We start from the raw sequence: 23,623 nt of genomic DNA, 5'->3' as shown, positions 1-23,623 counted from the left end.
CCCCCCCCCCCCCCCCCCCCCCCCCCCCCGCCCTGGTTGTGCCCGTGCTCGCCGCTGGCGTGATCACCGGCTGCAGCAGCATCAACGAAGCGATGCAGCCGGACAAGATCGACTACAAGTCGTCGGCCTCGAAGCGCACGCCTACGCTGGATATCCCGCCCGACCTGACCAAGCTGGAGGGCGATCGCCGCTATTCGGTGCCCGATGCGAACGGCACCTCGACGCTGTCGACGTACAGCCAGGCCACCAAGGTGCGCGAGCAATCCCCGAGCGAGAACGTGCTGCCCTCCGCCCAGGGCATCCGCATGGAGCGCGACGGCAACCAGCGCTGGCTGGTGATCAGCAACGGCATGCGCGGCGACCAGCTGTGGCAGCAGCTGCGCGGCTTCTGGCAGGAAAGCGGTTTCCTGCTGGTGCAGGACTCGCCCGAGACCGGCATCATGGAAACCGACTGGGCCGAGAACCGCGCCAAGATCCCGCAGGACATCATCCGCAACACCATCGGCAAGGTCTTCGACGGCCTGTACTCGACCTCGGAGCGCGACAAGTTCCGCACCCGCGTCGAGCGTTCGCAGAACGGCACGCTGGAGGTCTTCATCAGCCACCGCGGTGCGCAGGAGCAGCTGACCGGCATCGACAAGTCGAGCACGGTCTGGACTCCGCGTCCGGCCGATCCAGAGCTGGAAGCCGAATTCCTGTCGCGCCTGGCCCAGCGGCTGGGCGTGCAGAAGGAACAGGCCGACCGCATGGCCAAGAACCCGGCGGCGGCGGGCAATACCGCAGCCGCTTCGGGCACGGCCGCCGCTGCCGGCACCGCGGCCGCCGCTGGTGCCGATGGCGCCGCGCCGGCCAAGTCGTACCTGGCCCAGGTCAACGGCGCCCCGGCGCTGCAGCTGCCCGAGCCGTTCGACCGCGCCTGGCGCTCGGTCGGCCTGTCGCTGGACCGCGTGAACTTCACGGTTGAAGACCGCGACCGCGGCCAGGGCCTGTACTACGTGCGCTATGTCGACCCGCGCACCGTTGCCGACAGCCGTGGCTTCTTCTCCAAGCTGTTCACCAAGCCGGAAGATTCCAAGACCGCCAAGAAGTATCGCGTGTCGCTCAAGGGCACGGGCAGCGGCACGCTGGTGACGGTGCTCAACGATGCCGGCCAGCCTGAGAACGGCGAAATCGGCAAGCGCATCCTGTCGCTGATCGACGAGCAACTGCACTGAGCCGGCGCATGACTGCTGGCATGCCAGCCGGCCTTCCTGGCCGGTGCCTGGCGGGGAGGGCGCGGCCATGATGCGCTTCGCCTTCCTCGGCAGCGGCAGCGAGGGCAACTCGCTGCTGATCGAATCCCGCGAAGGCACCACCACCACGCGCGTGCTGCTCGACTGCGGCTTCGGCATCCGCGAGACCGCCCGGCGCCTGGAGCGCCTGGGCGTCGCGCCGGACCAGCTCGACGCCGTGCTGGTGACGCACGAGCATGGCGACCACGTCGGCTCGGCCTACGCCTTTGCTGCCCGCCACCGCCTGGCGGTGTACACCAGCCACGGCACCTGGCTGGCGACCTCGCACCTGCGCGGTGCCGATGCGGCCGACGTGCGCGTCTGCGGCGCCGACCATGCCTTTGCCATCGCCGGACTGCAGGTGCTGCCGTACACCGTGCCGCACGATGCGCGCGAGCCGCTGCAGTTCGTCTTGTCGGACGGGCAGGCAAGGCTAGGCGTGTTGACCGATGCAGGCATGGAGACGCCTTACGTGACGGCGCGCCTGGCAGGCGTGGATGCGCTGGTGCTGGAATGCAACCATGACCGCGAGATGCTGCGCAATTCGGTCTATCCGGCTTCGCTGAAGCGGCGCATCGGCGGGGACTTCGGCCACCTGGCCAATGAAGTGGCGGCCAGTATCCTGGCGCAAGTTGCCCATGCCGGCCTGAACCGCGTGGTCGCGGCCCACCTCAGCAAGCAGAACAATACGCGTGACCTGGCAACGGGGGCGCTGGCAATGGCATTGGGTGCGTTGCCGTCCGAGGTGCTGGTGGCAGACCAGGACGAGGGCCTGGACTGGCAGGCGGTGCGCGCCTGAGGGATGCGTGGATTCAGCAGGGCGCAGTGTGGTAGCGGCGCCCAAATAAAAAAACCGGCCCGAAGGCCGGTTTTTTCATCGGTCAGGAACCGATTACTGCTTGGCAGCCGGAGCCGAAGCGTCAGCAGCCGGAGCCGAAGCGTCAGCAGCCGGAGCGGCAGCAGCCGGAGCGGCCGGGGCTTCAGCAGCGGGAGCCGAAGCTTCAGCAGCCGGAGCGGCAGCGGCCGGAGCAGCCGTGTCAGCGGCCGGAGCGGCAGCTTCTTCCTTCTTGCCGCAAGCGGCGAGAGCAACAGCGGCCAGCAGCGATGCGATCAGGAGAGACTTCTTCATTTTTCGTCCTTTAACTTGTAATAACGGAAAACAGGCGATGAATAATTACCGGTAATTATCGCTCTTGAACTGCAAAATAGAGGCCCTCCCGGGTCCCGACATATGCAATGGTCCACAGTACTAGCCAGCCAACGATTATATCCGCGTTTTCCCGGCTTGTGTAGCGCCGAAATTTACTGATTCGCAATGTTACGCATTATTACAGCCGCGGACCCAATTGCAGCCATCCTTCCAGCGTCCAGTGATGGAAAGTTTCCATCAGATCGGGTAGGCCCGCGCAAGCCGCAACATCTTCGCTACTAAGCTGCCGATAATCGGCCAACTTTTTCAGCCACTGCATCAGTTCGGCCGGCGGCTCGTAGGCTTCTCCATTGAGGAAGAAATTCGCGCGGTCGTAAAGCGCAATCGATGCCGATGGCAGTACTACACCATGGCGGGCCGCCAGTGTCGCATAACGGCGCAACGGCATGTCAGGTATCTCTGCAAATTCAACGCCAGGTTTGGGTTCGGACAGATGGCTGCCGAGGAATTCAGACACCATCTGGCTATTCCATTGCAACGCCTTGAGCCGCTCGGCGACTGCCTTGGCCATGCCGGCCGGCAACTGCGCGGGCCGCGTGGCGGCGCGCTCGCCGGCGTCGGCATAACGGCCGCCGAGGTCTTCGTTGTCTTCAACCGTTTCAGACAGCCAGGCCAGGAAATGCCCGGCCAGCTCGCGGTAGGCCGGCGCGCGGAAGCCGATCGAGCAGGTCATGCATTCACCCTCGGCAATGCCATCGTGCGCATATTGCGGCGGCAGGTAGAGCATGTCGCCGGGTTCGAGCACCCATTCCTGTTCCGCGTTGAAGTCGGCGAGGATCTTCAGCGGCATGTCCGGGATCAGCTCAAGGCTGGTCTGCGACGAAATGCGCCAGCGGCGCCGGCCCGAGACTTGCAGCAGGAACACATCGTAGGAGTCGAAATGCGGGCCCACGCCGCCGCCGTCGGTGGCGTAGCTGATCATCAGGTCGTCCAGGCGCGCGTCGGGCACGAAACGGAAGCGGCCCATCAGTTCCGCCGCGGCGGCGTCGTGCAGATTTACCCCTTGCACCAGCAGGGTCCACTGGCGGGCCTTGACGCCGGGCAGGTTTTCGCGCGCAAATGGGCCATGCGCGAGTTTCCAGCGGTTACGGAAGTGCGTCACCAGGCGCGATTCGACGTCATCGCTGTCGGCCAGGTCGAAAAGAGCCTCGCGCGACACAGGCGGCACGATTCCGGGTACTGCCTGTCGAATCAGCAGGGGCTTGCGATGCCAGATATCCCGCATGAATGCAGCAGGCGTCATGCCACCAAGCAGGTCGAGCGGAGTGTCTGGATCGACGGGGCCAGGGGGCAGGGCCTGCGCGTATAATGCGGAATCGTTCATGGAGTCAAGAATTGAAAATCGCTAAGAATACTGTGGTGTCCGTGATGTACAAGCTGTCGGACGCGCAAGGCAATCTGATCGAGGAGTCAGATGAAGCCATGGTTTATTTGCACGGCGGGTATGATGGCACGTTCCCCAAGATCGAGGAAGCGCTCGACGGTCATGACGCGGGCTTCGAGACCCAGCTGCAGCTGGAGCCGGAAGACGCGTTCGGCGACTATGACGCCGATATGGTGAAGGTCGAGCCGCGCAACCGCTTCCCCGAGCCGCTGGAAGTCGGCATGCAGTTCGAAGGCATGCCCGAAGATGGCGACGAAGAGGACTCCGTCATCTACACCGTGACCGACGTGGCCGAGGACAAGGTCGTGCTGGATGGCAACCATCCGCTGGCCGGCATGGCGCTGCGCTTCTGGCTGAAGGTCTCCGAAGTCCGCGAGGCCACCGCCGAGGAAATCGAGCACGGCCACGCCCATGGCGCCTCGGGCGTTGAAGTCGTCGATGAGGACGAGGACGACGACACGCCGCGCACGCTGCACTGATCGTATTTCCGCACCCGAAGAAAAAGCCGGCCGCAGCCGGCTTTTTCGTTGTCGGCCGGCAAGCGGTCTCAGCGCGGTGCCGGTGCGTCCCTGAGCATGACCGCGAACGGTGAGGCCGCGCCAGGCGTGATCACCAGCTCGGCCCATTGCGAGACCGTGTTGGCGGGCAGTGACACGCGCGTGAAGTTCTGCATGACCTTGCCGGCCGCATCGCGCAGCGGCTTGTCGATGCCGAAGCCGTTGTCGGCCCCGTTGGCCCCGTTTCCGCCCGCATGCACCAGCAGCACCTGGCCGCGGAAACGACCGGCCAGCTCGCGCAGCTGGCGCTTGAATTCCAGGTAGCCATCGCGGGTGCGGTGGCGCATGAAGCCGTCCAGCAGCGTCGGGCGGCCTTTCTTCTCCCAGCCGTTGGCAAAATGCGGGTCGGCGTGGACCACCACCACGATGCCGTTCAGGTCGCGTTGCCGCGCCACCGAGAACGCGCGCGCCAGCCACTGGCGGTTGGCTTCGCGCCGGTCCTCGAACTCGCCGTTGCGCCCGCCTTCGTTGCGGTAGTGGTTGTTGTCGCCAGGCAGGTTCATGCCGACGAGCAGGATATCGCCCACCTCCATGCGCATGTTCTCGCGGAAGCTGCGGAACAGCGCCTGGTCCGATTGCCGCAGCAGCGGCCGCGGATGCCGGCCGAGCGTGGCGTCCTCGGGGAAGAACAGCTCACGCAGCCGGTTCAGGCGCTCGACCGCGTCAAAGCCGCCGTTGACCGGCAGCCGGCATTCGGACCAGTCGGTCTCGCCGGGCACGTAGACCAGCGGCAGCGGCGACTGGTCCAGCAGTTGCTGGCGGTTGCCCAGCACCACATCGCTGCACGATTCCGTATCGCCCTTGATGCCGCCGGCATGAATGACCAGGTCCAGCTTGCGCTCGCCGAAGTAGTCGAGCAGCGCTGCCGCGTTGGCCTCCGCGGCCGGCCACTGGGGCAGGTCGGCGATCAGCGCGATGCGCGTCAGCTTTGGCCTGGCCGGTGTCTTGCCGGCGCGGCCCGCGGGCGCGGCCGATGCCATGCCGGCCGTGCAAAGCAGCGGCAGCAGCATGGCAAGCAGGGCACGGCGTGCAGCGTTCATGCGGCGTCGAGCGCCTCGCCTGCCAGTGCCTTGAGCCGGTACAGCGCCTCCAGCGCGGCGCGCGGCGTCAGGGTGTCGGGGTCCAGGTCGGCCAGCGCATCGACCAGCGCGGCCTGTTCGGGTGCCAGCGCGGGCGCCAGCGGCGCGGGCACGGCCGCCGGGGCGGCGCCGAAGTCGTCCTCGTCGTCCTCCGGCGTTGGCGGTGCCGCGAACAGGTCCAGCTGCGGCGTCGGCGTGGCGTCGGCCGATTGCTGCTCCAGCCAGGCCAGGTGCTTGCGCGCGGCGCGGATCACCGGCTGCGGCACGCCGGCCAGCTGCGCTACCTGCAGGCCGTAGCTCTGGCTGGCGGGGCCGTCCTGCACCGCGTGCAGGAAGACAATGCCATCGCCATGCTCGACCGCCGACAGGTGCACGTTGGCTGCCTGCGGGAACTCTTGCGGCAGTTGCGTCAGCTCGAAGTAATGCGTGGCGAAGAGGGTGTGGCTGCGGTTGTGCGACAGCAGGTGGCGCGCGATCGCCCAGGCCAGCGCCAGCCCGTCGAAGGTCGACGTGCCGCGCCCGATCTCGTCCATCAGCACCAGTGAAGCCGGGGTCGCGTGGTGCAGGATGCCGGCGGCCTCGGTCATCTCGACCATGAAGGTGGAGCGGCCGCCCGCGAGGTCATCGGCGGCGCCGATGCGGGTAAAGATGCGGTCGATCGGCCCGATCACCGCGCGCCGCGCCGGCACGTAGGCGCCCACGCAGGCCAGCAGCACGATCAGCGCGGTCTGGCGCATGAAGGTCGACTTGCCGCCCATGTTCGGGCCGGTGATCAGCAAGAGCTTGCGCGCTTCATTGAGCTGGCAGTCGTTGGCGATGAAAGCCACCGACTCGGCCGCGAGCTGGCCTTCGACCACCGGGTGGCGGCCCTGCACGATGTCGACCACGTTCTCGGCGACGCGCTCAGGCGCGGACCAGTCCAGCGTCTGCGCGCGCTCGGCCAGCGCCGTCAGCACGTCCAGGCGCGCCAGCGCGGCGGCCACCCGCTGCAGCTCGCCGATATGCGGCAGCAGCGCCTGCAGCAGGCCGTCGTAGAGCTGCTTTTCGCGCGCGAGCGCGCGATCCTGTGCCGACAGCGCCTTGTCCTCGAAGGCCTTCAGCTCAGGCGTGATGTAGCGCTCGGCATTCTTCAGCGTCTGGCGGCGGCGGTAGTCGTCGGGCACCTTGTCGGCCTGGCCGTTGGTGACCTCGATATAGAAGCCATGCACGCGGTTGAACTCGACGCGCAGGTTGGCAATGCCGGTGCGGGCGCGTTCGCGCGTTTCGAGGTCGATCAGGAACTGGCCGCAGTTCTCGGAGATGCCGCGCAGTTCATCCAGTCCGGCATCGTAGCCGCGCGCGATCACGCCGCCGTCGCGCACCACGGTGGCCGGCTCTTCGGCCACGGCGCGCACCAGCAGGTCCAGGCAGTCCTGCGGCACGGCCAGGTCGTGCAGGGTCTGCGCCAGCAAGGTGCTGCCCTGGTCATCGCGGATGCAGGCCTGCACGTCCGGCAGCGCGCGCAAGGTGTCGCGCAGCGAGGACAGGTCGCGCGGCCGCGCATTGAGCAGCGCCAGCCGCGAGGTGATGCGCTCGACGTCGGCCAGCCGGCGCAGCGCCGTGCGCAGGGCATCGGTGCCCTGGTCGATCAGCACGCCGATGGCCTGCTGGCGTGCCTGCGGCAGCGCCGGGTCGCGCAGCGGGTGGTGCAGCCAGTGGCGCAGCGCGCGGCTGCCCATCGCCGTGCAGCAGGTGTCCAGCAGCGAGAACAGTGTCGGCGACTCGCCGCCGCGCAGGGTCTCGGTCAGTTCCAGGTTGCGCCGCGTGGCGGAATCCAGGCCGACGTACTCCGATTCGCGCTCGACCTTCACGCCCTGCACATGGCGCAGCGACTGGCCCTGCGTGGTCGCGGCGTAGTTCAGCAGCGCGCCGGCCGCGCCCAGCGCGGCACCCAGCCCGGCACAGCCGAACGGGTCCAGGCTGGCCACGCCCAGCTGCTCGCGCAGCCGGCGCGTGCCGGCGTCCTGGTCGAAATGCCATTCGGGCAGGCGGGTCCGCGCGCACGCCAGCGCGGGCAACTCGATGCCATCGGCATACAGCAGCTCGGCCGGGCGGATGCGCTCCAGCTCGCGACCCAGTTGTGCCGCTTCGCATTCCATCAGGCGCAGCTCGCCGCTGGCCAGGTTCAGCCACGCCAGCCCGGTCTTGCTGACGCCGCGGCGCGTGGTCTGCTGGTGCGCCGCCATCAGGAAGGTATCGGCCTTGTCCGGCAGCAGCGCGGCATCGGTCAGCGTGCCCGGGGTGACGATGCGCACCACCTTGCGCTCCACCGGCCCCTTGCTGGTGGCCGGGTCGCCGATCTGCTCGCAGATCGCCACGGATTCGCCCAGCTTCACCAGGCGCGCCAGGTACTGGTCCGCCGAATGGAAGGGAATGCCGGCCATGCGGATCGGCACCCCGTTGGAGGCGCCGCGCGCGGTCAGCGTGATGTCGAGCAGGCGCGCGGCCTTTTCGGCATCGTCGTGGAAGAGTTCGTAGAAGTCACCCATGCGGTAGAACAGCAGGGTGTCGGGGTGGTCTGCCTTGATGCGGAGATATTGTTGCATCATGGGGGTGTGACGCTCTGCTGGCGATTCCGTAGTAGCTTGATCTACCTTGGTTTTTCCGCGTGATCCCTTTGTTGGCGCGGCTTCCACGCCAATCTGTGGGCTTTCGTTCATCTCGTCAACACTCATCGTCACTCGCCTACACTCCTGTCGTCAGCGTAGGTTTCTAGCGTATCATCCCGAAAAAACCACGCCGGGGTGCGCCGATGCCATTCCGGCAAAACCTACGCTACTGAAATCCTACGCCATGCAATTCGACGCGCGCGCTGCCAAGCTGCTCAAACCGGGCGAGCACATGACGATCACAGATCATCCGGGCCTGCGCCTCGAATGCGCCGCCACCCGGCGCACCTGGATCTACCGCTATAAGTCGCCGGTCGACGGCCGCATGAAGCAGACGAAGATCGGGGCCTGGCCAGCGATGTCGCCGGCGGCTGCCATTGTCGAATGGGAAAAGCTCAGGGCTGCCCGGGACAGTGGGCGCGACGTGGCCGCAGAGAAGCGCACGGCACGCACCAACGCGCGCGCGGTCGAAAACGGGAGTTTACCGCACGCCGGTCCGTACACGGTGCGACGGCTGTGCGCGGACTACCTGGTGGGGCACGTGGAGCGCAATCGCGCGCTGAAGGGCGCGAGGGAGATCCGCCGGATATTTGACACGATGCTGGGTGACCTGGCCGACGCGCGGCCCGAGACGGTTACCCGGGCCCAGGCATTCGATCTCCTGAACTCCCATGCGGCGATCCCGGTCCAGGCCGGAAAACTTCGCGCCGAGCTGGGTGCCGCGTGGGACTATGCGCTCGACTCTGGTCGGCTGTCTGAGACGGCACCCAACTGGTGGCGTCAGATCATGCGCGGGCGCCTGCGGAGCGCCGGGAAGAAGATTGAGGGCAAGTCCGTCGGGCCGGTGAAGCGCGTGCTCACGGAAAGTGAAGTTGGCGAGTTGATCCGCTGGCTGCCCAATTTCAGCCGCATCGTCGCGGATGCGTTGGCCGTGTATCTGTGGACGTGCACGCGCGGCTCGGAGATCGCTGCCATGGAGGCGGGGGAGATCCAGGAGGAGGACGGCATTCTATGGTGGACCATCCCGAAGGCTAAGACCAAGAATGCGCGGAGGGAAGGCGCTACGGACCTGCGCGTGCCGTTGTTCGGGCAGGCTGAGCAGGTCGTTCGGCGCCGGCTTGCGGTGGCGGGAGATGGCTACCTGTTCCCCTCGCGAGTTGGTGGGCCGATTGAGCAGAAGATGATCCAGACCGCCGTTTACCACCATCAGCCCTACTCAAAGACCAAGCCGGAGACAATTCGGCCGCGGCTGACCGTTACGCATTGGGCGCCGCATGATCTGCGCCGCACAGGTCGCACCCTGCTCGCTTCGATGGGCTGCCCGAATGACGTTGCGGAATCCATCCTGGGGCACATGCTGCCCGGCGTGCAGGGTATCTACAACCGGCACAGCTACGACAGTGAGCGGCGGGAGTGGCTGCGACGTCTGTCGACAAGGTTGGAGAGCCTGGCTCTGGCCCAGTAGTAACCTCAACGAGCGTCTCGGCTGAACGCTGTAACTTCTAAGCGGCCCGCATGGACCCTTGAAGGTCGGGCACGGATAGCCCATCGGAAAAGAAGATGATCTCCTTTCCGCGGGTGCGGGCCTGAGCCGTGTAGCTGAGGGTGTAGCTCAGGTGAGTTTGCGTCGCGTAAAGTTCCCGGATCTCGGGGACATCGTCATACGAAACCATCCACGGTACGTCACTGATTTTGCTCACGAGTGTGGCAATGGCCGCGTGATCCTTGGGGGTGTAGTGGTGCTCGTACAGGTCGCCCCCTTTAACATAGTAAGGAGGGTCAAGATAGATCAGCGACTCCTTTGGCAGCGTCGCGGCTACTTTCCTCACAAACTGTACTGCGTCCTGGCACGTCAGCGTGATGCGATCCCGATGGCGAGCGATCAGTTCAATCCGCTTCACCAGGTCATCTTTGTTGTACCTAGCCGAGAGCTTCCACTTGCCAGTTTGCTGAAGCCCACCGATCACACCCGCTGTCAAAATTCCGGACCGATTGCACCGGTTGAGAAAGAACGTCGAGAAACCTAGGTCCGTCAGGCTGTACTGCTCAGGGTGGGCCTGAACGTCTTTTTGCTTTCGCCACTCATCGATAGTTACAGGTGTGTCGGTGATCTTGCTGCACAGTGAATCCGTGTCCTCGATGACTGCTCGCCAGAAGGCCCAGACGGACGGGTCAATGTCGTTGATGTGCACATGCATTGCGTACTCAAGGATGAGTAGTTCCATCGCAATGCCGGCTCCGCCTGCGTAGGGTTCGACATAGTGCCCGCCAATCAAGCCGTTCTGCTGAAAGACTTCTCGAACAAAATCTGCGAGCTTTCCCTTGCCCCCGGGGTACCTAAGTGGCGTGAAGTATGAAGACATGTTGCCATCCGTAGTTGCGGCTGCGGATCATATCAAAGCAGAGCTGTGGTGGCCACCGACACTGCTATGCATAGATTGCCTTGATGATCGGCTCGACGTTGGACCACATTGCGAGCAGTGTGGCGGGGTCTGGAGTCGCGCGCCTGTTGTGAATGAACGCGTTGAAGGTGGCTGGATTACTCACCGACTGTTTCTCGTTCAAGTGGTTGCGGGCTAGCGTCGCAGCCTTGTCTGCCAACTTACCGTTGTCTTCAAGATGCGCGATGACGCTTGTCGCTTTATCCTCGAGGCTGAGGTTGTAGTCCTTGCGGTTCTTAGTTGGAAGATTATTGTTTTCGCAATAGTGATCCACGGAAAATTCGAAGAAGACTCTAAAGAGGGTGGCTACGGCATTCGGATGATCCGATAGCTTCAGTGCTCTGCGAAGCTCCCAGAAAATATCGTTGAGCCGCTTCTCCTTAATATTCAGTCGGCAGTCCATTCCGATGAGGTGGTTGCGGGCCTTCTTCGGCTGAACTACTGCTCTCTTGGGCTTCTGGGTTTCAGCCTGTTCGGCTTGCGTTGCATCGGAAATATCCCAGGATTCTGCTAGGCGCTTCCTTGTTTGAACTACGGAGGCCTTGGGGAACTCTTCGATGTACCGCTCGCGGTCCTTCTTCGTCTTGATGTTTGTGACTGTAATACTGCCAGTCGCAAGGTCATTCACAACCTTTTTCAGGCCCTTGTGCAGTTCGCCCGGCGGTACGACAGCTTTGACTGAGCCTTTGTTCAGTTCGAGCCCAAGCGCCTCGCGCACAAACGGGTCACCGAGCAAGCGTCGCAAGCTGGTGATAGGAAAGGGCTTCTTTGCCAGAGTGGCTGCCGACACAAGCTTGTGTTCTTGTGCATAGTCAAGCAGTTTGACAGCTGGGTCCGATTTGCGGTGCCGGGCAGTTTGGATACCGTCCCAACCGACTGTACCGGCGCCTTCATTCTCGCCTGTGTGCTTCAAATCAATCCAGGTCGCGGCCTCCGACTTATCGGCAAAAACCACGGCGTCCAGAGCATCAACAATGTTGCGATCAAACTCGTCTGCTAGACGCCTAATTGCGGTGGCTGTTGCGCTTGGAGACTCGATAGACATCAGGAGCGCGGGCTTGTCCAGTAGTTTCAGTGCGCAGAGGCGGCGATTTCCCTCGACAACGATGTACCGTCCTTTTTCGGCTGATACCAGAATCATTCGCTCTGCCGGATTCACACCGTTCTCAACGATATGTTCCGCGAGTTTCACTAGCTTCGTTGGCCCGCTGCTCACAACGGCCTGAAGCGCTGCGACTTGGTTGGGAAGCGGGTCGAAGCGAGGATTGTTCAGGTCAAAATCAAGCTGATCGAGTCTTACCGTATCGTGACGCATGGCAGAACCTGGTTTCGGGCCGAAAATGGGCGAAGTGTAACATTTTGTTTGGCCCGCTCTCATTTACCTTCGTCATGTCCAGCCTCCCGAAAATGTGGCGGCGCGATACCGTTCGATCCTCGTATTGAGCCCGTTGTGTGTGTCTCTAGCGGCCCTGTCGTGCCCGGCGCCAGGCATCGAATGGAAATCCGATATGGTTGTGGAATCGCTGAGCCGCCGGCTTGCTTTGGTCCAGTTCGCTGCGGGAGCGAATACAACATACAGCGCGGACCACGGCGGCGGCCCGTTCCACATCCTCCAGATCTGAAAAGTCCTTCCAGTCGATAGGGAGGCGCTCGGCTAGGAAGCGGCGAAATTCGGAGTTGTTGCAAAGGATACCGGCGGTGCGGGCCAGGGCAGGGCGGGACATGGTCATACCTCGAAAAGCGCCACCTGGCGCGGGTCGGATTCGGTAGGGGAGGGCTCGGTCTTGCTGGCGCGCTGCGCTGGCGCATCCGGCATCAGGCGCGGCGGCCGCAGGACGTGGCCGCCGGCGTAGACGTGCGCGAACAGCTGGCGGATGGCGTCGACCGGATTCGCGCAGGCCTTTGCTTGGCCGGGGATGAAAAGCCCAGCGTTGTGCGGGATGAGCTCGCTCCAGGCGCAGCCCAGCTCGCGCGCGAGATCCGTCATGGCGGCCTCGATGGCGCTGGCCACGTCAGCGTTGCCGCATGCTGCGGCGGCGATCGCAGTCGGCTGCTCGCCTGGCAGGATTTCGCGCACCAGCACGCGCTCGACGCTGGCCGGGCTGTGGCTCCAGGCGCCGGGCGTCATATCCATCACGCCGCGTGATGGGCTGGTGATGGCGGCCAGCCATTCGCGTGGTTGCGCTTGCTCAGTCATGCCGTGGCTCCAGGCGCGGCAGAGAGCAGGGCGTCGAATGCGCGCATGATGTTCGCCTGGTCGGGCGTCAGGTCCACGGCGCTACCGTTGGCGGAGATCGACACGCCGCCGTCCACGCGCACGCTGATGCCGATGCCGCCCACCAGGATCTGCGCGACGGCGGTGGGTGAGGTTTTGTGCGCGACGGCAGCGGGGGCGGCCGCCGCAGGCAAGGCCGGGCCCTTCGTGATGCTGCGCTGCCGTGGCGCCGCCTTCCTGGTCGTGCTGCGTGCGCGGCGCGGGCGAGGTTGCGGCCGGCCGGTGCCGATCGTGTAGCGGTCCCCCTCGGCGTGCAGGCGGCCGTCTGCCAGCGGCGTCTTCAGGAACGATTTGACATGGCTGTCCGACTCCAGCCCCATGGCGGTGGCCAGCTCGGCGCGCGAGGCCTCGCCGTACTGCTTCACGTAGGCGATCGCGAGTTCGACCTTAGTCGCTGGGGCTGCGGGCGCCGGTGCGTCCGTGGGTTCTGCTGGCGGGGCCTCGAGCTCCGGGGGCGTGGCCATGCTTGCGCCCAGGTGAAACACGCTCGCAACAGGAAAGGCCCGCGGTGCCGGCGCGCCGGCGGCCGGGATGATGCGTCGTGCCGGGTAGTCGGTGACGGTATCAGTCATGGTTGCTCTCCTTGCTGTCAGCTCGTGACGAATTTGGATCGAAGGTCTTTGCCATCCACTGGTCCTGCGCGCGTACGCTGATAAAGATGGCGGCCAGCAGAACCACCACGAATGCAATAAGGGCGATGGTTTCAGTCATGGTTGAGGGGTGTATGAGTCCACGGCCGCATCTGCATCAGCGCCGCACAGGTGCTCGCCGTGGCACGGGCCGCCTGGTAGCGAAATGCATGGGATGCCGACGGTGCCGAGCTGCTCGACGGGAACGGCGCGCAGCTTGCGATAGCGCTCGGCGTCGCGGGCGAGTAGTTCGCGGCTGCCGCGTAGCAGGGCGCGCATGGCCTGCTCGGCAATGATCTGGTGATCGCCGCCGCGCACGTGCAGCATCATGGCGAAGTTGGCCACGTCGACCGGATCGCCCTTGCATACGGCCTCGGCGATCATCTGCGAGAGCCGCTCGATCGAGCATTCGAGCGGGTTGTCCCAGCCGCCGCGGCCGGCAGCCCGGCACTTGGCCAGCTTGCGCTTCATTGCGCCGGCCAACTGGTCCACGCCGATGTCGTCGGCGTTGACGTTCCGCTGCTTGCGAAAGGGACGGTCCGGGTTCGATGCCGCGGCGAGCCGCAGGCCTTGATCGGCCGGCAGGCGCGCGGCGATGCTGGTGATCGACGGCGCGCGGTCGGCTCGGTGGTTTGCATTCTTCTTCATGGGATCTCCTCAGCTGGCGAGCAGCTCGTCGAGCGTCTTGCCGGCCTTCAGGGCTTGCTCGACCCAGCCTGGGTGCTTGCCGCGGCCGGTCCAGGTGTTGCCGTTCTCGTCGCGGTAGCGCACTGCCGGGCGGCCTAGCTTATTGGCCGGGGCGGCCTTGGGTGTTGCCTTCTTCGGCCCGCGCAGGATCTTCGGCAGCCAGCGGGTGCTGGCGAGAAGTTGCTCGGCAGTGGCGGCCAGGTCGGCTTTCTTCATGCTGGTCAGCGGCGCGGCGGCCTTCTTGCCACAGGCCTCGGTGACGGCAGCGATCGCCAGCGTCTTCGGCACTGAGCTCAGGTAGCTGCTGGCGGTGGCTGACCACCAGTCCGCCATGTCCAGGCCTGCGGCTTCAGCGACAGCATCAGCCGCGCGCGGGCCCTCAGCGGCGAAGACGGCGCTGGTGCTGGCGGCGGTGCAGAGTGCGAGCAGCTGCAGCAGGTCCTGCTGGGGCAGTGCGATCAGATGCGCCAGCAGCGCGCTGTCGGCTTTCGGCAGGCCGGCGAGCAGCTGCGTGCGCAGCTCCTGCAGCCGGGTCCAGGCGGGGTTCGCATTGAGGTCGTCGGCGATCGCCGGCAGGCCGTGCATCTTGTCGCTGACGGACAGATCCAGCGCGCTCAGCGTGGCGAACTTGTAGGTGGCGTCGCGAAAGAGCTTCAGCAACATGCCGTGCACCAGCACTGCCAGTGCCAGGGTCGGCTGCTCGACCAGGTGCAGCTGCAGGGCGGCGGTGCGGTGTGCGGTCAGGCGACTGGCAAGGCTGGCGGAAAGGGTGGGCTTGTCGGCGGGCTTCTTCGCCGGGGTGTCGCTGCCGCTGTCATCGGCGCTAGCGTTGGTGCCGCCGGCGGCGCGTGCCTTCTGCTTGTCGACCAGGCCGCGGTGGACCTGCACCACGCCGCCCTCGGTGATGGCCAGGATTGCGCCGCTCCGGGCCATGTCATCGGCGCTCCATTGCTCCAGGCTCTGCTCAATGGCGGCAAGCTCGTCTTCGATCGCTTCCAGGCGGGCGGAATGCTCATCGTGCGCATCGCCATAGTCGTCGTTGTCCTCGAGCTGCTCGATTGCCTTCTGGGCCTCAGTGCGTTCCTTTTCCAGTGCCTTGACGCGCGCCTTCTGCGCCTTGCTGCGTTCGGCGGTGACAGAAGGCAGGCGTTCGTAGTCGTAGTGGACCCGGTAGGCCTGGAAATCCGGCTTGGCCTCGACCCAGGCCCAGCCCTCGGCGCGGATCTCGGTGGCGGCTGCTTCGAGCTTGTCGCTGGCAAGCTGCTCGAGCAGGGCGCCGTCGGCCAGGTAGCCATTGCCGGCATCGCTGAACAGGTCGCGCTCGACATGGCCGCCGGCGGCCTCGTAGGCTTCCAGCGTGACGAACTTGGCCAGTTTGCTGTTGCGTACTTCGATCTCGCCCTTGGCGAGCTTGCGGCGCAGCGCTTCCGGGTTGCGGTCCCATGGCTGGTCGGCGTCCTTCCAGGCGCGTTCCTGGGCCTTGTGGACGCTGGTGATGGCCAGCGCCATCAGCTGCTCCAGCGACGCCTCGCCGTCCCGGTAGACCTGGATCATCTTGGGTGACACGCTGGCCAGCGTCAGGCGGCGCTTTACGACCAGCGGCGTGACGCCGAATCTTGCCGCCACGTCCTCGATCGAGGCGCCGGAATCGATGAGCCGTTTGAACGCCTCGAATTCATCGGCGGGGTGCATGGCTTCACGCGCACTGTTCTCGGCCAGGCTGGCCTCCTCGGCCTGCTCGCGGTCGCGCAGCTTCACGTCGACTGGGTGATCAGGGCTCCAGCGCCCGCGCTCGACGAGCAGCTGCATGGCGCGCCATCGGCGGCCGCCGGCGACGACTTCGAGGCGGCCCGTCGGCTGGCCATCGACATGCTCCTCGGTAACGATGAGGTTCTGCAGCTGTCCTTGGGAGTCGATCAGCGCGGCCAGCTCGCTGATCGCCTTTGGGCTCGTCATGCGGGCGTTGCGCGGGGAAAGGGTGAGTTGCGATAGTGGGGCTTGGAACGGGGTGGCGATGGTGCCGTAGGTGGTGGTCATGGTGAGGGTCTTTGATGGTCAGGCTTCGACGGGCGCGCCTTGCGCTTGGATGGCGGCCTTGGTGATGGCGTGGGCGGCGGTGAACGTGTCGAGGCGCGTGCGGCCGATGGCCTCCTCGATGGCGGGCGCGGCTGCGCGCAGCGTCAGCGCTTCAAGGTCCAGCACCGTGACCTTGGCGGAGCGCTGCCAGCGCCCGAAAACGCCAGCCATGGCGCGCCGGGCGGATCCCAGCTGCACGTCATAGTTCTGGATGCCCTGTGCCTTCATGGCGAGGGTGATCAGCTCCAACGTGCGCATCAGCCGGTTGTAGCCGGTATCGCTGGGCGCGCTGATGAAGCCGGCCAGGTCCGCGTAAAACGTGAGGTCGACGTGCCGCGTGTTCTGGGCCGTCATGGGGATGGCGACCGGCCGTGGCTGGTAGTTGCTGCGCTTTTTCATGTCGCGGCCCCCAGGAACTCGGCGTCGCCAATCACGCGGTCGAGCAGGTCGAAGGCGCGGAAGAAATCGCGCGACACGGTGACCTGGTGGTCGATGTCACGCAGCGCAATGCCATTCTCGGGCCCGAAGTCGGGCAGATGGGGGTCGCGCAGGTGCACGACGATGCCGCCACGCTCAGCCAGGATCTCGGTGTCGACTCGATCGCGGATATGCATCACCACGATGTGGTGGCCTGCCAGTTCGTCGACGAGCGGGTCGGTGATGAGCTTGGTAGGGGTGAAAGCGTGGGTGCGCGCGAGATAGTCGGCGACAGCATCCTGGCCGACACCAGGGCGGCCGGTAAGTCCGATCAGCATGGGTCTCTCCTCAGTCGAGGTCGTTTGCCTGGCGGCGTTTGTGATCTGGGATGGATGGATCGAAGCGGAGGCGGGGAGGGTGGCGGCGCGCCTGAGTCTTGCGCTGGGCATCGAGAAACGCGCGCACCTGCATGGCCACGCGCCATTCGCGGACGCGCAGCTCAGCGTTGCCCGACCCGTTCATCAGGCGGAAGCCTTCGACCAGGTCGGCAAACGTGTAGCGGGCGCGGCGCCGGCTCATTTCAGCCCTGTGACGTGATGCGCTTGGCAGCTACCGTGCGCGCGCCGCGGTTGAATCCGTCTTCGATCGCGTCGAAGGTGCAGCGAAACAGGCCGACATAGGCGCGACGGCCGTCGAGGACGATGCGGAACGCGATCATTGCGGCTTCCTCCTGGATGTGTTCGGCGGCGGCGGGAGGTCGGATACCGGGCGGGCTTCGGCCCACTCTTCAACCTCGCGTACAAGCCAGGCAACCCGGCGGCTCGAAACGGCGCGTGGCTTTGGGAATTGCTCTTCGCGGACGAGCTTCTGCACGCTGGTTTCCGAGAGCGCCACGATGGACGCTACCGTAGGTAGGTCGACGTAGAAGGGGCGGATCATTGCGCAGCCCCCATAGCGCGAGCTGTCGTTCTGGCGGCTGCTTCTGCGAGATCTCGGGCTCGCTCTAGCTCGAGGTATTGCCAGCAGAGTTCGAGCAGTTCAGGCATGGAGGTCACGCAAGACTCGAGCCGCTCGCCGTAGTGGCCGCCCACAGTGATGCATTCGATCTTTATCTGTGCGCCATGCTCTCGCGACGTTAGGGGTTCGCCTCGTACGTCGTCCCATGCCGGGCAATGCCAGAAGTCGATGCAAAGATCGAGTTCGACGCTGAGGCCAAATGTCGTACTGAAGGACATCGCCTCCCGGATGTAGTGGCGGGTGGGGCTGGTCTCCTCCAAGCGGAGGAAGTCCGGATCCTGATTGGCGCTGTCTAGGAAAACATATCGGCCACGATCGCCTTCGGTGTACCCGGACCGGTAGATCCAGTTGTGCTCGGTGCCGAAGTCATCGATGACCAGCCAGCGGTTAGGGCGCGGACGTACTGCGTAGTCGGGATATTCGAGATGCACGGCCGCCCCTCACACTTGGCGCGCCGTAGCGGTCATGGGGTCGGCCTGTAGGTCAGACTCAACTGCGCAGGCGTGGACGGCGAAGGCGGCGGCTACCAGAGTCAGGTAGAAGATCCAGCCTTTGATCTGTTTGGGCTTGTTCACGGTGCCTCCATCGTTGACGCGAATTGCGTCGATGGGGCCATTAAACACCACGTTTATTTGTGCGTCAACACGGTGTTTAATCTGGTGTGAAAAAAAACCCACCAGGGACGGTGGGCTTTCACTGTGTAAGGGCGACCTGCCTACAGGTCAAATCCAGCGTGGCGAACAACGCCACAGAATTGGTCCCCTTCTTTGAGCCTTTGGTATCGCTCCGGCCAGTCCGGGTTGAGCGCCTCAAGGTACATTTCACCCTCAACCAGCGTCAGCTTTTTGAACGTTGCCTTTCCTTCGCGACGGACGATCACATATTTGCCGGGAAGGGCTTCGGCGTCCGGACTCACAAATAGTTTGATCCCATCAGGGAATGACGGGTAGACCCCTGCAGGTGCAGTCATCGATGGGCCCCGTACCGTCACCACAAAGCCGCATGGTCCGAGATCGATATGGCACTGATGCCAGATCGTATGCTCGTCCGGCTCGAAATTCTCACAAAGCTCTGCCCACATCCCCGCTTGCACCCAAGAAATCTCGGGGTATCGCCTTGGTCTGAGATCCGGACCTGGTTCGAAATTATCCCCTGCCATCGAAAGGGGATTGTAAGCGGGTGCTGAGGTTATCTCGTTAAGTTTTGCTTCTATCTGACCTGCACCAGATTTGGGCTTGACAGCCTCCATCGGTGGAACTCCGGTCATCAACCAGGTGGCACTGCAGCCAATCGCCGCCTGCGCCTTCAGCATCCCACCCTGGGAAATGCCTCTCCGCTCCCAGTTATTGATGGTTTGCTGTGACTGATTAAGCGCCCGAGCGACTTCGGTTGGCGTGCTCAGTCCCCTGAGTGTCTTCGCGGCCTCGTAGAGGCGAACCATGGATTCGTGCATGCCGCGGATGTTCTCACGAGTAAACATTCTGTTGATAAACGCTGTGTTTGACTTGTGATTAAACGTCGTGTTTAATTGCGCCCATGAGCCCGAACCAGACCGCCGTCCATTCCGACTGGCAAATCATCGAGGACCTTGGTGGCGCAACCGAGGTCGCCAAGCTCCTTGGCTATGACAAAAAGCGCGGCGGTATTCAGCGAATTCACAACTGGAGGGTAAGAGGCATCCCATCGGCAGTAAAGGTTGCCCACCCGGGATTGTTCATGAAGGAGGTAGTCAGCAGTTTGGACGCCTCTGACGACGCCCAGCCTCCAGTGGGGCGCATCGAGATGGATTCTTGAGATCGCCGTCGGGCACGGTTGCCTCATGTTGAGGTGCGCGCCAATTCTTCCGACGAGGGGTACTTTGCCGCCTCTCAATCGGAGTCAAACGACGAAGAAATTTCGGCTTGGGCTGGAACACAGATTTCTCCCTGAGCTCGCGGTCAAGTGCCGCGTTGAGACAAAGATTAGCAGGCCGTGCTTGCAGAAAGAACGGCTGTTTTCCGGGGGTTTACCGTGGTTTCTGTGAAGATCGGCAACGACATCAACCAGCACGAGGCGCTCTACAGCCTCGCGAGCCGGTATCCGGGTTCGATTGAGGGCCTCGCGCAGGCAATGGGCCGTCGCCTTGGGCGACAGATGTACCCCAATGTATTGCGCAACAAGCTGCGGCCAGGAATTGATACGCACCATCTCAACTTCGAGGAGTACTCCCTCATCCTGGAGCTGTGTGAGGAGGCCAAACTTGATGGCTGGCAGATCCCAATGCGCGCGCTCTGCTGGCGTCATGGCATGGTCGCGATCCCCTTACCGCAAGTCGAAGGCGCGCCCGCCAGTGTGGCGACCGCAATGCGTCAGGCCGGAGAGGCAGCGCGTGAGTTCGGCGAGATGATGGCGGAGTTTGCGCAGGCGGCTTCGGACGGAAAGATCACGCGCAGCGAGGCTGAACGTGTGCTACCCGAGGTCCAGCACGTGCTGACCATGGTGACGATGCTTCGGGACTCCATCGAGGCTGTCACGGTTCCTGACGATACCGCCTTCGGAATTCCGCGTCTCGTATGATCCGATCCGATCTGTTGCCCGGCACACGAAGCGTGGCGCCTGTGGGCCGCGTGCGTCCAAAACTCATCCTTCGGCAGCGCAAGCCACTGACGGCGCGCGAGCTGAAATCGGTGTTTGACCGAGTCAAGAAGCGTGTGCTGAAGGGTGGTGAGCCCTTCGGGTTGTTCGCGATCAAGCATGGCCAGGGCCGCGTCTTTCGCCTGATCAGCGTGAAGGACGCGAACTACACGGCGCAACTGCGCGTCGACAAGGCTCTGCAGCACATGGTCGGGACCTACGACGGCAGCGCCAATCTAGGCCACGTCTGGGATGACCTGTGCGCGTTTGACCGGACGCCATCCACGTGAAGATGGAAGTCCGCTTCCGCCCGGACATGGCGTGCTGCAAGTCGACGCGAGAAGCGATCGGCCTGCCGTGCCGGGGCGACGCGCAAAAGTGCTGCGCCTGGCATCACGCCTGCCGATTGGCGCCTGACAAAGGGATGCGCGGCCTGCGTGCCTTCGCCCAGCACTTGCTGGGCTTTTGGTCGTTGTGTGATGTGTTCTGGATCTTCGCGGCGGCTGGCCAGATGTCGGCGCTCGCGGAGATCTGCTGCGAGCGCTGGACCTCGTTGCCCGATGCGACGGCGCGCGCCGCTTACCGCGCGGAAGTAATCAACGCCACGCAGGTGTATCGCGCCGAGTGTGGCCCTGACAACCCGGCCGCATTCGTGGCCACCTTCGATGTTCTCTGTGAGGCGGCCGCTGTGCGGCCATAAGGACTTCCATGGATCTTCCAGTCCAATCTATCGAATCGCTGCGTGAAGCAGGGCAGAAGGCCGCCGTGAAGGGGGCGCGGGCCGATGCCAATCCGTTCCCCCCGTATAGCGGCCACTATCGCCAGTGGGAGCATGGCCACGTCTGGCAGCTCCTGGATCCTCGCAGCGAGGAGGGTGCCTGATGCCCGCATTCCGTATCAATGACGCTGAGCTCGATGCGCTGATGGGTGAGGGGGCGGACCTGTTCCAGCTCTATGTCGGTGCCTTGCGGCCTCGGATGGATTTCAAGACTGGCGTGGTGGGTCGGCGCGTGCGCATCTCCTACCAGGCGCTGAAGGAGTGGACGGAGCGCGCAGCACGGTCCGGGGTGCGATTCCTCGCTCACGACAAGAGCAAGCTGCAACGCATGCTGGCGCGCCTGCAGCATCTCGGCCTGCTGCGCAAGATGGGTGGCCCCTATGACCTGGTGTTTGCGTGTCCGCTCGCCGATACGGATAACTGCGCCCAGAAACAGGCCGATACGAAGTCGATACAACCGGAGAAGCCCACCAAGCCCAGACGCAGTAAGGCCTCGCGTGACTTGCCCACAGCCAGCGAAAAAGCCGAGGCCGCCACACATCAGGAGTCCGGTAACACCTTAAAACCTCCTCCCCCTACCCCCTCAGGCCTGCGGCCCGAGGAGGATGGATCAATCGACCCTCCCGCGCCTGCGGCGCAGGAGGCAGGCAACCCCAAAATCGACGAAACACCGATCAATGCGCGCAGCCAGCAGCCCTCAGAGGAACGCCTCGAGCGGCCGACGCGCGGTGGGGGACGGCCTGCGGCCGAGCGATTAGATGAGGGGGCGAAGCCGAGCGTCACGTGGGAACCTCATCTCGCTTGGCCGACCGGCATTACGCAGCACCAGCGGGCCTACATTGCGCGAAGGCTTGTCGAAGTACCCGAATCGCTCCGCCAGCGTGTTTTGGACGAATGGCATGGCGCTACGCAGGCCGGTGCCGCCAAGAAGCCGTGGCCGTACTTCAATGGATTATTGCGGAATGTGAAAGAACGGGGCGACGCCTGGACCTCGATCCACGCCGAGGGAGTTGCCGAGGCGCGGGAGCAGGAGCGCCTGCGCTTGGCCAACCTGGCCGCGGTCGAGGCTGCCCATGCCGAGCGCCTGCAGGGCGAGGCCGTATCACCTGGTGGGCTGCTGCAGTGGAAGCGGGATCTCGACGCGACGCGCGAGCGTCGTCGCCAAGCATGAGCACGGGCCAGATCGGCGCCGAGCAGGCCTATGCCGAAGCGGCCGAGCAGCTGCCGCTGCGCGCTGAGCGGCGCGACCAGTGGAGCGATCGCGCGGTGTTCTGGACTGCCGTGCGCTATGGCGTAAGTGAGGTCCACCCGGGCGCCTGGCCGGTGGCGGCGGCGCGCTGGAGCAGGCTGTGGGAAGTCGCGCGGCGTGAGCACCTGCCGCCGATTCCCGGTATTCCCGAAGTCGAAAACATGCCGGCAACGGCCTCGGTAGCTGAACGCGGGATCGCATCGGTCCGGGCCATCGTCGGGAAACGGAGGTGAGCATGGCGAATAATGACTGGGTCAAGGATCGACTACGCTCCTGGGCAGCCTGGCTGCACAAGGGGAATGGCGGGCGCGGCTACGGGGAAAGCAGCCTGACGATAGACGAGGCGCGCACGGTGCCGGTGCGCCCGTTCGTGGCCACCTTCGAGGATGAGTGCGAGCGCACGCACAAGGCCGTGCTGAAGCTGCCGCTGGACATGCGCAAGGTAGCGATGGGCTTCTACGTCGACGGTCTGCCGGCGTGCGATGTGGCCAAGCGCGTGAAGGTCAGCGAACGCCAGGCGTACCACATGAAGAAGACGCTGCATGTGATGGTGAAATATTGCCTTGAGAATCAAAACGTTAAGAGACCCCCCTTTCACCTGCTCTTGCAATCCGTGCAGTGAATCAGTAGATTTCCGCTACGCTGTGCGCTCGGTGCGTGCAGTGAAGATGAAAGCCCGGCCCGGTCCTCCGCGTCGGGTTTTTTCATTTCTGGAGCGCGTCATGTACCTGTGTCTGCTTGGAATGGCTGTGGGCTCGATCATGACTCGCGAACTGCTGGATCACGGCGCAGCACGCGCAGAACGGAGGCAGCGACGACATGAAAGGAATTCGCAGACTGATCGCCTGGTGGCGAGGAAGCAACCAGCTGCCGCCGATCCGCATGCCGGTGCCAGCAATGCCGGCGGTGGCGGTGGCGCGCTCACCGGAGCCGACCCTGGTGGGTGTGCGCAGCTCTGACGTCCTCGCCTCGCGCGCGCTGCTGCAGGCTGCGGTGTCAGTCCCGCGTCGCGCGCCGGTGCCGCGTGTCGTGCCGGTTTCGACTGCTTCCCGCGCGAGTGGGGACGATGAGGGCATGTCGATGCTGCCGGCCGCTATGCTGCTGGCGTCATACAGCTGCGATGGGGCTGCCGCCGACGAAGGCTCGTTCGGTCTGCGCGATGCGGTGCCGCTGGGTGCCGGTGGCTCGTTTGATGGCGGTGGTGCGTCGGGCAGCTGGGATTCCGGTGGATCGGATACGGCGAGCAGCTTCTCGTCGGATTGACAGTGTCTCCTACCCTGCGAGCGAGTCGG

The 23,623-nt window shown here is 64.5% G+C and carries 33 protein-coding genes; 13 read left to right on the top strand and 20 right to left on the bottom strand.

Annotated elements, in window-relative coordinates; genetic code table 11:
* Positions 1-38: 38 nt before the first annotated feature.
* Together bamC and AC3WON_RS25355 are read left to right on the top strand one after the other, a co-directional pair.
* Positions 39-1,214 carry an NlpB/DapX family lipoprotein gene (bamC, locus tag AC3WON_RS25360; RefSeq protein ID WP_492352993.1) on the top strand — a complete coding sequence of 392 codons (1,176 nt, stop codon included), beginning with the start codon at positions 39-41 and terminating at the stop codon, positions 1,212-1,214.
* 67 nt (positions 1,215-1,281) lie between these two features.
* Positions 1,282-2,070, top strand: coding sequence for an MBL fold metallo-hydrolase (locus AC3WON_RS25355; RefSeq protein ID WP_492352992.1), 789 nt, complete (start codon positions 1,282-1,284; stop codon positions 2,068-2,070).
* A 93-nt stretch (positions 2,071-2,163) separates the two neighbouring features.
* Here AC3WON_RS25355 and AC3WON_RS25350 read toward each other — a convergent pair whose 3' ends face one another.
* Together AC3WON_RS25350 and AC3WON_RS25345 are read right to left on the bottom strand one after the other, a co-directional pair.
* Positions 2,164-2,400, bottom strand: coding sequence for a hypothetical protein (locus AC3WON_RS25350; RefSeq protein ID WP_037024358.1), 237 nt, complete (start codon positions 2,398-2,400; stop codon positions 2,164-2,166).
* 199 nt (positions 2,401-2,599) lie between these two features.
* Entirely contained in the window at positions 2,600-3,805 is a 1,206-nt protein-coding gene (locus AC3WON_RS25345) for a JmjC domain-containing protein (RefSeq protein ID WP_492352991.1), read from the bottom strand.
* A gap of 11 nt (positions 3,806-3,816) precedes the next feature.
* Between AC3WON_RS25345 and AC3WON_RS25340 the strand changes: the two genes are divergently transcribed.
* Positions 3,817-4,344 carry an FKBP-type peptidyl-prolyl cis-trans isomerase gene (locus AC3WON_RS25340; protein WP_026201125.1) on the top strand — a complete coding sequence of 176 codons (528 nt, stop codon included), beginning with the start codon at positions 3,817-3,819 and terminating at the stop codon, positions 4,342-4,344.
* A 68-nt stretch (positions 4,345-4,412) separates the two neighbouring features.
* On the opposite strand, the gene AC3WON_RS25335 is transcribed toward AC3WON_RS25340, so the two are convergent.
* Together AC3WON_RS25335 and mutS are read right to left on the bottom strand one after the other, a co-directional pair.
* Positions 4,413-5,462: a hypothetical protein gene (locus AC3WON_RS25335; RefSeq protein WP_492352990.1), complete on the bottom strand. Its 1,050-nt coding sequence runs from the start codon at positions 5,460-5,462 to the stop codon at positions 4,413-4,415.
* Positions 5,459-8,089 carry a DNA mismatch repair protein MutS gene (gene mutS, locus AC3WON_RS25330; RefSeq protein ID WP_492352989.1) on the bottom strand — a complete coding sequence of 877 codons (2,631 nt, stop codon included), beginning with the start codon at positions 8,087-8,089 and terminating at the stop codon, positions 5,459-5,461. The genes AC3WON_RS25335 and mutS overlap by 4 nt, the downstream gene beginning before the upstream one ends.
* 244 nt (positions 8,090-8,333) lie before the next feature.
* On the opposite strand from mutS, the gene AC3WON_RS25325 reads away from it, so the two are divergent.
* Complete coding sequence (locus AC3WON_RS25325) at positions 8,334-9,614, top strand: tyrosine-type recombinase/integrase (RefSeq protein ID WP_492352988.1); 1,281 nt, start codon at positions 8,334-8,336, stop codon at positions 9,612-9,614.
* 37 nt (positions 9,615-9,651) lie between these two features.
* On the opposite strand, the gene AC3WON_RS25320 is transcribed toward AC3WON_RS25325, so the two are convergent.
* The 16 genes from AC3WON_RS25320 to AC3WON_RS25245 all read right to left on the bottom strand — a co-directional run bounded on the left by AC3WON_RS25320 (position 9,652) and on the right by AC3WON_RS25245 (position 19,144).
* The gene (locus AC3WON_RS25320; RefSeq protein WP_492352987.1) at positions 9,652-10,512 is read right to left on the bottom strand and encodes a DNA adenine methylase; all 861 of its coding nucleotides are present in this window, start codon (positions 10,510-10,512) and stop codon (positions 9,652-9,654) included.
* A 64-nt stretch (positions 10,513-10,576) separates the two neighbouring features.
* Positions 10,577-11,905, bottom strand: coding sequence for a hypothetical protein (locus AC3WON_RS25315; protein ID WP_492352986.1), 1,329 nt, complete (start codon positions 11,903-11,905; stop codon positions 10,577-10,579).
* Positions 11,906-12,050: 145 nt separating this feature from the next.
* On the bottom strand, positions 12,051-12,314 hold the full coding sequence (locus AC3WON_RS25310) for a hypothetical protein (RefSeq protein ID WP_492352985.1): 264 nt from the start codon (positions 12,312-12,314) through the stop codon (positions 12,051-12,053).
* 2 nt (positions 12,315-12,316) lie between these two features.
* Positions 12,317-12,787: a hypothetical protein gene (locus AC3WON_RS25305; protein ID WP_492352984.1), complete on the bottom strand. Its 471-nt coding sequence runs from the start codon at positions 12,785-12,787 to the stop codon at positions 12,317-12,319.
* A complete protein-coding gene (locus tag AC3WON_RS25300; RefSeq protein WP_492352983.1) occupies positions 12,784-13,437 on the bottom strand; it encodes a hypothetical protein in 654 nt (217 codons plus the stop codon). Before AC3WON_RS25300 ends, AC3WON_RS25305 begins: the two co-directional genes overlap by 4 nt.
* Positions 13,430-13,576 (bottom strand): hypothetical protein, encoded by a 147-nt coding sequence (locus AC3WON_RS25295; RefSeq protein ID WP_492352982.1) that lies wholly within the window; start codon positions 13,574-13,576, stop codon positions 13,430-13,432. Before AC3WON_RS25295 ends, AC3WON_RS25300 begins: the two co-directional genes overlap by 8 nt.
* Positions 13,573-14,142 carry a hypothetical protein gene (locus AC3WON_RS25290; RefSeq protein WP_492352981.1) on the bottom strand — a complete coding sequence of 190 codons (570 nt, stop codon included), beginning with the start codon at positions 14,140-14,142 and terminating at the stop codon, positions 13,573-13,575. Before AC3WON_RS25290 ends, AC3WON_RS25295 begins: the two co-directional genes overlap by 4 nt.
* 9 nt (positions 14,143-14,151) lie before the next feature.
* A complete protein-coding gene (locus AC3WON_RS25285) occupies positions 14,152-16,218 on the bottom strand; it encodes an H-NS family nucleoid-associated regulatory protein (protein ID WP_492352980.1) in 2,067 nt (688 codons plus the stop codon).
* Positions 16,219-16,236: 18 nt separating this feature from the next.
* The gene (locus tag AC3WON_RS25280) at positions 16,237-16,656 is read right to left on the bottom strand and encodes a hypothetical protein (RefSeq protein ID WP_492352979.1); all 420 of its coding nucleotides are present in this window, start codon (positions 16,654-16,656) and stop codon (positions 16,237-16,239) included.
* A complete protein-coding gene (locus tag AC3WON_RS25275) occupies positions 16,653-17,012 on the bottom strand; it encodes a hypothetical protein (RefSeq protein ID WP_492352978.1) in 360 nt (119 codons plus the stop codon). The genes AC3WON_RS25280 and AC3WON_RS25275 overlap by 4 nt, the downstream gene beginning before the upstream one ends.
* 10 nt (positions 17,013-17,022) lie before the next feature.
* Positions 17,023-17,253, bottom strand: a complete 231-nt coding sequence (locus AC3WON_RS25270) for a hypothetical protein (RefSeq protein WP_013956180.1) — start codon at positions 17,251-17,253, stop codon at positions 17,023-17,025.
* 1 nt (position 17,254) lies between these two features.
* The gene (locus AC3WON_RS25265; protein ID WP_158310019.1) at positions 17,255-17,392 is read right to left on the bottom strand and encodes a hypothetical protein; all 138 of its coding nucleotides are present in this window, start codon (positions 17,390-17,392) and stop codon (positions 17,255-17,257) included.
* Positions 17,389-17,613 carry a helix-turn-helix transcriptional regulator gene (locus AC3WON_RS25260; protein WP_492352977.1) on the bottom strand — a complete coding sequence of 75 codons (225 nt, stop codon included), beginning with the start codon at positions 17,611-17,613 and terminating at the stop codon, positions 17,389-17,391. Before AC3WON_RS25260 ends, AC3WON_RS25265 begins: the two co-directional genes overlap by 4 nt.
* On the bottom strand, positions 17,610-18,122 hold the full coding sequence (locus AC3WON_RS25255) for a hypothetical protein (protein ID WP_492352976.1): 513 nt from the start codon (positions 18,120-18,122) through the stop codon (positions 17,610-17,612). The genes AC3WON_RS25260 and AC3WON_RS25255 overlap by 4 nt, the downstream gene beginning before the upstream one ends.
* A gap of 9 nt (positions 18,123-18,131) precedes the next feature.
* Positions 18,132-18,266, bottom strand: a complete 135-nt coding sequence (locus AC3WON_RS25250) for a hypothetical protein (protein ID WP_492352975.1) — start codon at positions 18,264-18,266, stop codon at positions 18,132-18,134.
* A gap of 140 nt (positions 18,267-18,406) precedes the next feature.
* On the bottom strand, positions 18,407-19,144 hold the full coding sequence (locus tag AC3WON_RS25245; RefSeq protein ID WP_492352974.1) for a LexA family protein: 738 nt from the start codon (positions 19,142-19,144) through the stop codon (positions 18,407-18,409).
* A gap of 83 nt (positions 19,145-19,227) precedes the next feature.
* Here AC3WON_RS25245 and AC3WON_RS25240 point away from each other — a divergent pair, with 83 nt between their 5' ends.
* The 9 genes from AC3WON_RS25240 to AC3WON_RS25200 all read left to right on the top strand — a co-directional run bounded on the left by AC3WON_RS25240 (position 19,228) and on the right by AC3WON_RS25200 (position 23,594).
* The gene (locus AC3WON_RS25240) at positions 19,228-19,485 is read left to right on the top strand and encodes a hypothetical protein (protein ID WP_492352973.1); all 258 of its coding nucleotides are present in this window, start codon (positions 19,228-19,230) and stop codon (positions 19,483-19,485) included.
* Between the two features lie 225 nt (positions 19,486-19,710).
* A complete protein-coding gene (locus AC3WON_RS25235) occupies positions 19,711-20,247 on the top strand; it encodes a phage regulatory CII family protein (protein ID WP_492352972.1) in 537 nt (178 codons plus the stop codon).
* Positions 20,244-20,594, top strand: a complete 351-nt coding sequence (locus tag AC3WON_RS25230) for a hypothetical protein (RefSeq protein WP_492352971.1) — start codon at positions 20,244-20,246, stop codon at positions 20,592-20,594. The genes AC3WON_RS25235 and AC3WON_RS25230 overlap by 4 nt, the downstream gene beginning before the upstream one ends.
* Positions 20,591-21,004, top strand: a complete 414-nt coding sequence (locus AC3WON_RS25225; RefSeq protein WP_492352970.1) for a hypothetical protein — start codon at positions 20,591-20,593, stop codon at positions 21,002-21,004. The genes AC3WON_RS25230 and AC3WON_RS25225 overlap by 4 nt, the downstream gene beginning before the upstream one ends.
* A gap of 8 nt (positions 21,005-21,012) precedes the next feature.
* Positions 21,013-21,186: a hypothetical protein gene (locus AC3WON_RS25220; protein ID WP_492352969.1), complete on the top strand. Its 174-nt coding sequence runs from the start codon at positions 21,013-21,015 to the stop codon at positions 21,184-21,186.
* A complete protein-coding gene (locus tag AC3WON_RS25215) occupies positions 21,186-22,253 on the top strand; it encodes a hypothetical protein (protein ID WP_492352968.1) in 1,068 nt (355 codons plus the stop codon). Before AC3WON_RS25220 ends, AC3WON_RS25215 begins: the two co-directional genes overlap by 1 nt.
* On the top strand, positions 22,250-22,564 hold the full coding sequence (locus AC3WON_RS25210; RefSeq protein WP_013956191.1) for a hypothetical protein: 315 nt from the start codon (positions 22,250-22,252) through the stop codon (positions 22,562-22,564). The genes AC3WON_RS25215 and AC3WON_RS25210 overlap by 4 nt, the downstream gene beginning before the upstream one ends.
* Before the next feature lie 2 nt (positions 22,565-22,566).
* Complete coding sequence (locus AC3WON_RS25205; protein ID WP_492352967.1) at positions 22,567-22,953, top strand: hypothetical protein; 387 nt, start codon at positions 22,567-22,569, stop codon at positions 22,951-22,953.
* A 197-nt stretch (positions 22,954-23,150) separates the two neighbouring features.
* Complete coding sequence (locus tag AC3WON_RS25200; RefSeq protein ID WP_492352966.1) at positions 23,151-23,594, top strand: hypothetical protein; 444 nt, start codon at positions 23,151-23,153, stop codon at positions 23,592-23,594.
* The last annotated feature ends 29 nt before the right edge of the window (positions 23,595-23,623 follow it).

Source organism: Cupriavidus sp. FW305-46 (assembly GCF_058787075.1).
Note: the sequence above shows the minus strand (reverse complement) of the source record. Positions and strands in the feature narration are given on the sequence as shown.